This window comes from Alteriqipengyuania sp. (assembly GCF_964222115.1).
Classification (GTDB): Bacteria; Pseudomonadota; Alphaproteobacteria; order Sphingomonadales; family Sphingomonadaceae; genus Alteriqipengyuania.
Window position 1 is genome coordinate 25,568 of the sequence record NZ_CAXQBM010000035.1, and the last position, 7,872, is coordinate 33,439.

The window sequence follows — 7,872 nt, forward strand, 5'->3', positions numbered from 1 at the left end:
TCCCGCTAGCCCGGCGCGGATGGGCATACTCAGGCGCAACCCGATCCGCGTGCAGCCCTATTTCGGCTATCGCAACCGTGACAAGCTGATCATCAGCGGTCGCACGGTTCGATCGCTGCCGCCCAAGTTCGAACAGGCAGGCCGGTGGCGATCCTTCATGGTGATGATGTCGCAGTTTTTCGCCCGAAAAGTTGCCGACATCGATGTGACCCTCTGCCTTACACGCGCCGATGGCGCGGATTTCGACTATGTCGCCACCTCCGACGAGCTCGGCTATTTCCGGTTCGAGATCGATCTGGAGGGGGACTGGCCCTACCCCGCGCTCACCGCGTGGGAGGTCGTCCGGCTTGGCTGGCAGGATCGCGACGGGCGCAATTCCGTCATCGGGCATGTCCTGGTGCCCGGCAAGGACGCGGCGATCGGCGTCATCTCCGATATCGACGACACGATCATGGAAACCGGGATTACCGGCGGCTGGCACAATGTCGTGCGCAACTGGAAGCGGATTTTTGCCCAGATGCCGCAGGAGCGGATCCTGGTGGAAGGCGCAGACGTTTTCTACGGCGCAATCGGCGGGGGGGTGTCGGTTCCCAAGGCCGAACAGCCGACCGGCAGTTTCATCCCTGCCACGCACCGGCCATTCTACTACATCTCCTCCTCGCCATGGCAGTTGTTCTCCTACCTGCTGGCGTTCCAGCGGTCGCGTAACCTGCCGCAAGGCGTGCTGTTCCTGCGCAAATGGGGCTTCAATCGCGATACGATCGGGGAGAAAAGCCACGGCGCGCACAAGCAGAAATCGATCTCCGCGATCCTCGATCATTTCTCGGACTTGCGGTTTGCCTTCATCGGCGACGACACGCAGGGCGACCTGCCCGCCTTTGCCGAAGCGGTTGCGCGCGAGCCGGAGCGCATCGCGGCGGTGTTCATCCGGACTACGGAAAATGCACTCTCCGATGTCGAACTTGACGCGAAACGGGTCATCGAGTCCTTTGGGGTCCCCCTGTGGTTGGGAAACAGCTATGCGGTCGGCCAGGATTTCCTGAGAGCAGCAGGGGTTGCACCACATGGGGAAACATCGCGCATCGTGGAAACGGTGGGTCCGGGATCTGGAGAAGAAGCCTAAGGAACCGGGCGGCTGCTGCCTGTTCCAGATGATTTTCATCCTGATTCTGACGCTGGTGGCGTACAACCTGTACCACTGGCTGTGGCCCGATCTGCGCCATCACGTGCTCGACAAGGCCGATCTGGCCGTCACCTTCTACAAGGATATCGAGGAGCGCGGCCCGCTCGCTTACGGCAAGCACGAGGACCAGAAGCTCTATATCTATCGTGATGCCGATGCGCCGGAAGAGACTGCGCTGCCGGTGCTGATGTTCATCCACGGCGGCGGATGGGCCAACGGAGACCCGGATGCCTACGGCTATGTCGGCCGCAACTTCGCACCCAAGGGGTTCGTCGTGGTCAATGTGGGCTATCGCCTGACCCCCGAAGGGAAGTGGCCTGCGATGCTCACCGACAGCGCAGCCGCGCTGAAATGGACCAGCCAGAATATCGCCAAATATGGCGGCGATCCGGAGCGGATTTACCTGATGGGCCATTCGGCAGGGGCCTATAACGCGGTGATGCTGGGGCTCGACCGGCGGTGGACGCGCAAGGCAGGCTTGCCCGACGATACTATCGACGGGGTCATCGGCCTCGCGGGCCCTTACGATTTCCTGCCGCTCGACAGCGATAATGCCAAGGAGGCCTTCGGCCATGTGCGCCCGCTCGCGGCGACCCAGCCGGTACGGTTTGCACGTCGGAATGCACCGCCCATGCTCCTTGCCACGGGGTTCTACGACGAGACTGTCGAGCGCGAGAATTCCAAGGCGCTGTTCGATGCACTGGCCGCCAAGGGCGCAACCGTCCGCCACGTCGTCTTCAACGACATGGATCATAATGGCATCCTGATGGGCCTCGCGAGCCCCTTCGACGACAGCCGTATAGGCGACCCGCGGGTGAAGGACGCGGTGCTTACCTTCCTGCGCGAACGCGTGCAGGAAGCGGCACGCGAACGCACGCGTGCAGAGCGGCGCGCCCGCGAGCTGAGGGCGACGCGCGATGCACAAAGCCCGGCGCAAGACCCGGCAGAAGCGCAAGCTTCAGGAGACATTCAGCCCGCAGGCGGCTAGCGTCCCGATACGATGGCGTCGCTCTACCGCTCCCTCGCCCGATTCCTTGCCCTGCTGCTGGCCGTCGCGCTGACGGCGCAGCCGGCCATGGCGCAAAGCGTGCTGCGCGATGCGGAAACCGAGGCCTTGCTGCGCGATCTTGCCGATCCGCTGGTGGAGGCAGCCGGCCTCGAACCCGGCAATGTCGACATTGTGCTGATCAGCGATCCCTCGATCAACGCCTTCGTCGCGGGCGGGCAGGTGGTCTATATCCACTCGGGCCTGATCAACGCGGCCGACAATGCCAACGAGGTTCAGGGCGTGATCGCGCACGAGCTCGGCCATATCACCGGCGGCCACGTGGTGAGCGTCGGCGATGGAGCGCGTGCGGCGCAGAACATCTCGATCCTCTCCCTGCTGATAGGAATCGCGGCGGCGGCGGCGGGTGCGGGCGAAGCAGGCATGGCGGCGGTTATGGCCGGGCAGAGAGCGGCGCTGGGCAAGTACCTCGCTTTCAGCCGGGTACAGGAATCGGCCGCCGATGCGGCAGGCGCGCAGTACCTTTCCGACGCCGGGATTTCCGGCAAGGGATCGCTGTCTTTCTTCGGCAAGCTGCTCAACCAGGAATATCGCTATGGCCGCAGCCAGAGCGACGAGGCCCAGTTCAACCGCACTCACCCGCTGTCGGGCGATCGCATCGCGCGGCTGCGCGAGGTGTATGAACGCGATCCGGCGTGGGACACGCCGACCGATCCGCAATTGCAGGCCCGGTTCGAACGGGTGCGGGCCAAGCTCTACGGCTATCTGTCCGAACCCGTGCGGACACTGAAGGCGTTTCCCGTCACGGATATGGGCGTGCCCGCCCGCTACGCCCGCGCCTATGCCTATCACAAGGATGCCCGCGTCGATGCCGCACTTGCGGAGGCAGATGCTCTGCTCGCGCTCGACCCGGACGATCCCTATTTCCTCGAATTGCGCGGGCAGGTGCTGCTCGAATCGGGGCGCCCGGCCGACGCCTTGCCCGACCTTCGCCGTGCGACCGAGCTGACCACCAGCGAGCCACTGATCGCTTCGATGTTCGGTCATGCCCTGATCGCGACCGAAGACCCCGCAAATTACGAAGAGGCCGAGAATGTCCTGCGCGCCGCGGTCGTTCGCGATCGGCTGAACCCCTTCGCATGGTATCAGCTGGGCGTGGTCTATGCGGCGCAGGGCGATATGCCGCGCGCGCATCTCGCCAGTGCGGAGCAGCAGGTGATGACCCGCCGCTATGTCGAGGCATTGCGCAATGCGCAGCGCGCCGAAGCCGACCTGCCCAAAGGCTCCGCAGACTGGTTGCGCGCGCAGGATGTGCGGTTACAGGCGCAGGCCGCGCTCGAACGTGAACGCGACGACTGATTGGGGCCCATCGGATGAAAGAAACACTCTTGCGCGGGCTGGGTATACTCGCGCTCGCCCTGCTGGGCGGATTGCTTGGCGCAGGCCTGTTTTCCGCCACCGGCCTGGCCGACCGGCAGACCGAGGCATACTTGCTCGACAACCCCGAACTGCTGCCCCGGATGGCGCAGGAACTTCAGGCGCGCGATGCGGAGAAGCGGCTGGCACAGGCCGGCGATGAATGGCGCGCGCCGTTCCTCGGCGCTGTGATCGGCAACCCCAAGGGCAGCCGGACCCTGTACGAATTCTCCGACTATAATTGCGGCTACTGCCGGATGAGCGCAGACCACGTCGAAGAACTGGTCGCCAAGGATCCCGAACTGCGGGTCGTCATCAAGGAATGGCCGATTTTCGAGGGCAGCGAAGCCTCCGCCCGGATGGCGCTCGCTGCGGCCAAGCAGGGCAAGTTCGCTGCGTTTCACCGCGCCATGTTCGATCAGGAGCCGGGTGACGAGGCGGCGATAGAGCGCGCGGCGAAGGCCGCCGGGCTGGATATCGAAAAGGCCGAGGCCGACGCGCAGGGGCAGGATATATCGCTGGAGCTGATGCGTAACGGCCTGCTGGCCGAAGAGCTGGGCTTCACCGGCACGCCTGCATGGATAGCGGGCGAAAGCATCCTGCAGGGTGCGCAAGGTGTCGACGCCCTGGCCGAAGCAATCGCGGGCGAAGGCGCCGACCGGTGATCCGCTGGATCGCACTCGCAATCTTCTTCGCGATCGGTGTGGCGAGCGCTCCGGCAGCGGCCGGGCAAGCGCCGCAACTGCCATCCGCGGTCGCAGAGCTTCGCACGCAGGATGCGAGGGTCCTGACGCTCGGTTACCGGCTGAAGACCGGCAATGCGCGCTACTGCCAGGATGCGACATCCACCGCAGGCCTGCTGCTGCACGATATGGCGCTCTACAAGGATGGCGAAACCCTGCGGCGCATCTTGGGGCTCGGCAGTGATGTCGGGGTTCAGGCGCTGGTATCCGGCGGGCCCGCCGAACGTGCGGGCGTGAGAATAGACGACACGGTAATCGCGATCGGCACGAGCGACGTGGCCGATTTCGCTCTCGAAGACGGCAAGCCCTGGACCCGGATCGAAGCCATTCGTGCCGAAACCGAACGGCTGCTCGACGAGACCGGATCGCTATCGATCACCGTACTGCGCGGCACCGGGCCGATAGTGCTGGACATCGAAGGCGTACCGGCCTGCCGCAGCCGGTTCGAGATCGGGGACGACAGCCGCGCCGTCGCGGACGGGCACCGGGTGGTGATCGGCAGCAGATTCGTGGGCATCGATTATCCCGATCCCCTGCTCGCGGCGGTGCTGGCGCACGAAATGTCGCACAACCTGCTGCGTCACCGCGCGTGGTTCGACGCAAATGGCGGTCGCAAGCAGAAGGCCGTCCGCCTGACCGAACGCGAAGCGGATCGCCTCAGCCCCTGGCTGCTGGCCAATGCCGGATTCGATCCACGCGCGGGTGCCGAGTTCTTCAGCAAGTGGGGCCCGGTGCATGGCGGATGGATTTTCCGCGCCCGCAGCCATGACGGGTGGGACGAGCGGGTCGAGTTTATCGAAGCCGAAATAGCGGAAATGGAAACGCTCGGGAGCACCGACTGGTCGCAGCACTTCGTAAAGGAGAAGCTGCCCGGAAAGGTTCGGGTCGCCGGGCGCTGACAGCGCAGCCTATTCGTCGAGCGCCTTTGCATAGGCGGATGCCAGCGGCCGTTCCATCACGCGACGCACCATGGGTTCGAAAAACGATAATGGCTCGCTGTCATAGTCCGGGTCGAACGCCGCCTGATCGTATTTCTCGCAGAAATGCTTGCATGCCTCGTAGTGCGGATGGTCTCGGAATTGCTCGCGCGCATCCTTGTCCATGCCCAGGAAGTGGACGTAGTACTAGCCTTGGAAGGCGCCGTGATTCTGGCAGATCCAGTGCAGTTCCTCGCTGACGAAGGGCTTGAGGATCGCGGCGGCCACTTCGGGGTGGTTGTAGCTGCCCAGCGTATCGCCGATGTCGTGCAGCAGAGCCATGACGACATATTGCTCGTCCCGGCCGTCGCGATGCGCACGGGTCGCGGTCTGTAGCGAGTGCTCCAGCCGACAGACGGGAAATCCGCCGAAATCGCCGTCGAGCAGTTTGAGATGGTCGAGCACGCGGTCCGCCAGCCCCTTTGCAAAGGCGCGGTATTCCCCGCCGATGATCGCCCAGTCTTCTGCCGTCCCTTCCTTCATTTCACGGAAGCGGGCCCTTTCACGGGCGCCATGGGCCATATCTTCGGGTCGCATCGCTCTCTCCTTGTCGCAAGAGAATACCGCATTGCCGCCGTTCACGCAAAAATTTGGGCGCTGGGGCGAGTTTGCGCTAAGCGGGGTATCGATGGCCGTTCTGCCCACCCGCCCCGCGCCTTTCTTCGCGAACAAGAACCGTGCGTTCTGGTACCTGCATGGCGCGGGCTGGGTCGGCGCGATGGCGCTGCGCGGCATCCAGGGCGTGGTGAACGGGCAGGAATTCGGGTTCCTGATGATCGTCTTCATCGCGACCGTGACCGGCTTCTCGCTCAGCCTCGTCCTCTCGGCGGTCTATCGCAACCTGATCGGGCGCCCGGCCATCGTCACCTGGGGCTTCACCGCGCTTGCGCTGTTCACCGCGGTGAGCACGCAGGTGCTGATCGAAGCATGGGTGGCGGGCCTCTATTTCAGCGACCGCGAGACGACGCTGACCCAGCTGTTCCTGCTGTACCTGCCGATCGAGCTGCCGCTGCTCGGCGGCTGGACGGGGCTGTACTACGCGATCAACTATTTCCTCCAGCTGGAAGCGCAGGCCGACCGGCTGGAACGGCTGGAAGCGCAGGCGACCAGCGCGCAGCTGGCGATGCTGCGCTACCAGCTCAATCCGCACTTCCTGTTCAACACGCTCAATTCGATCAGCACGCTGGTGCTGCTCAAGGAAACCGTGCCCGCCAACGCCATGCTCACGCGCCTTTCCCGCTTTTTGCGCCATACGCTGATTTCCCAGCCCGGCGGAACGGTGACGGTGGAGCAGGAGGTCGAGACCCTGAAACTCTACCTCGATATCGAGCGGATGCGGTTCGAGGAACGCCTCCAGACCGAATTCGACATTTCCGAAGAGGCTGCCGAAGGAATCCTGCCCTCGCTGCTGCTCCAGCCGCTGATCGAGAATGCGATCAAATACGCGGTCTCCCCGCTGGAAGAGGGGGCGAAAATATCGCTCTCCGCCCAGATCTCCGGCACGCGGCTACGGCTTGTCGTTTCGGATACGGGGCCGGGCCTCAAGGATCCCGTGGATGCGACCCGCACCTCGCTCCCCACAAGTGCGAGCCCCGATTCGACCGGCGTCGGCCTCGCCAATATCCGCGATCGGCTTGCGCAAGCCTACGGGACGGACCACCTCTTCGAAATCCGCTCGCCAGTCGATGGCGGCTTCACGGTGGTGATCGAAATTCCGTTCGAGCGGGAGGGTGAGGAAGAGCTCGTCGCACTCGTGCCGCCGCCAGAATTGACGACCCATCCCTCGCTGCGGGAAGGCGGTGCAGGAATCGGTCCAGGAACCGGGAAACAGGACGGTAGCCCGTCCGTTGAGAATTCGGCGTACCCCCGCGCCATGGGACAGTGAGAAAATGACCATAAAAACCATCATCGTCGACGACGAAAAGCTCGCGATCCAGGGCCTGCAATTGCGGCTCGAACCCTATGAGGATGTGGAGATTATCGATACGTGCTCGAACGGGCGCGAAGCGATCCGCAAGATCAAGACTTTGCGGCCCGATCTCGTGTTTCTCGACATCCAGATGCCCGGTTTCGATGGCTTCGGCGTGGTCCAGGGCGTGATGGATATCGAACCGCCGCTGTTCGTGTTCGTCACCGCCTACCAAGAGCATGCGATCCGCGCCTTCCAGGCCAATGCGCTGCATTACCTGATGAAGCCGGTCGACGAGGACAAGCTGGCCGACGTGATCGAGCGGGTGCGCCAGCGCCTGAACGAAAAGCGTGGTGCGGACGAGGCGGAAAAGCTGATGAACGTCCTCTCCGAGGTCGCACCGGAAGCTGCAGAAGAACTGCAAGAGGGCGCCTCCGAAGGCGGCGACCGGTTCGAAAAGCTGCTCAACGTGAAGGACCGGGGCAAGATCTTCCGCGTCGAGGTCGATTCGATCGAACATATCGAGGCGGCAGGCGATTACATGTGCATCTAGACCGGCGACAATTCGCTGATCCTGCGCGAGACGATGAAGGACTTGGAGCGCAGGCTGGACCCGCGCAAGTTCCAGCGCGTCCACC

Annotated in this window: 6 protein-coding genes and 2 pseudogenes; 7 read left to right on the plus strand and 1 reads right to left on the minus strand. The window is 63.8% G+C overall.

Annotated elements, in window-relative coordinates:
• Positions 1-19 precede the first annotated feature (19 nt).
• From ACEQXE_RS06235 to ACEQXE_RS06255, 5 genes are read left to right on the plus strand one after another with little or no spacing between them, the layout of a single operon-like run.
• Entirely contained in the window at positions 20-1,123 is a 1,104-nt protein-coding gene (locus ACEQXE_RS06235; RefSeq protein WP_370178079.1) for a phosphatase domain-containing protein, read from the plus strand.
• Positions 1,065-2,171: an alpha/beta hydrolase gene (locus ACEQXE_RS06240; protein WP_370178080.1), complete on the plus strand. Its 1,107-nt coding sequence runs from the start codon at positions 1,065-1,067 to the stop codon at positions 2,169-2,171. The genes ACEQXE_RS06235 and ACEQXE_RS06240 overlap by 59 nt, the downstream gene beginning before the upstream one ends.
• A 12-nt stretch (positions 2,172-2,183) precedes the next feature.
• On the plus strand, positions 2,184-3,548 hold the full coding sequence (locus tag ACEQXE_RS06245) for a M48 family metalloprotease (protein ID WP_370178081.1): 1,365 nt from the start codon (positions 2,184-2,186) through the stop codon (positions 3,546-3,548).
• A 14-nt stretch (positions 3,549-3,562) separates the two neighbouring features.
• Positions 3,563-4,270, plus strand: coding sequence for a DsbA family protein (locus ACEQXE_RS06250; RefSeq protein WP_370178082.1), 708 nt, complete (start codon positions 3,563-3,565; stop codon positions 4,268-4,270).
• Positions 4,267-5,247: a hypothetical protein gene (locus tag ACEQXE_RS06255; protein ID WP_370178083.1), complete on the plus strand. Its 981-nt coding sequence runs from the start codon at positions 4,267-4,269 to the stop codon at positions 5,245-5,247. Before ACEQXE_RS06250 ends, ACEQXE_RS06255 begins: the two co-directional genes overlap by 4 nt.
• A gap of 9 nt (positions 5,248-5,256) precedes the next feature.
• Here ACEQXE_RS06255 and ACEQXE_RS06260 read toward each other — a convergent pair.
• Positions 5,257-5,862: pseudogene (locus ACEQXE_RS06260) on the minus strand (HD domain-containing protein).
• A gap of 91 nt (positions 5,863-5,953) precedes the next feature.
• Here ACEQXE_RS06260 and ACEQXE_RS06265 point away from each other — a divergent pair.
• Together ACEQXE_RS06265 and ACEQXE_RS06270 are read left to right on the plus strand one after the other, a co-directional pair.
• Positions 5,954-7,210, plus strand: coding sequence for a sensor histidine kinase (locus ACEQXE_RS06265; protein ID WP_370178084.1), 1,257 nt, complete (start codon positions 5,954-5,956; stop codon positions 7,208-7,210).
• Between the two features lie 4 nt (positions 7,211-7,214).
• A pseudogene (locus tag ACEQXE_RS06270) lies at positions 7,215-7,872 on the plus strand (LytR/AlgR family response regulator transcription factor); the annotation flags it as partial.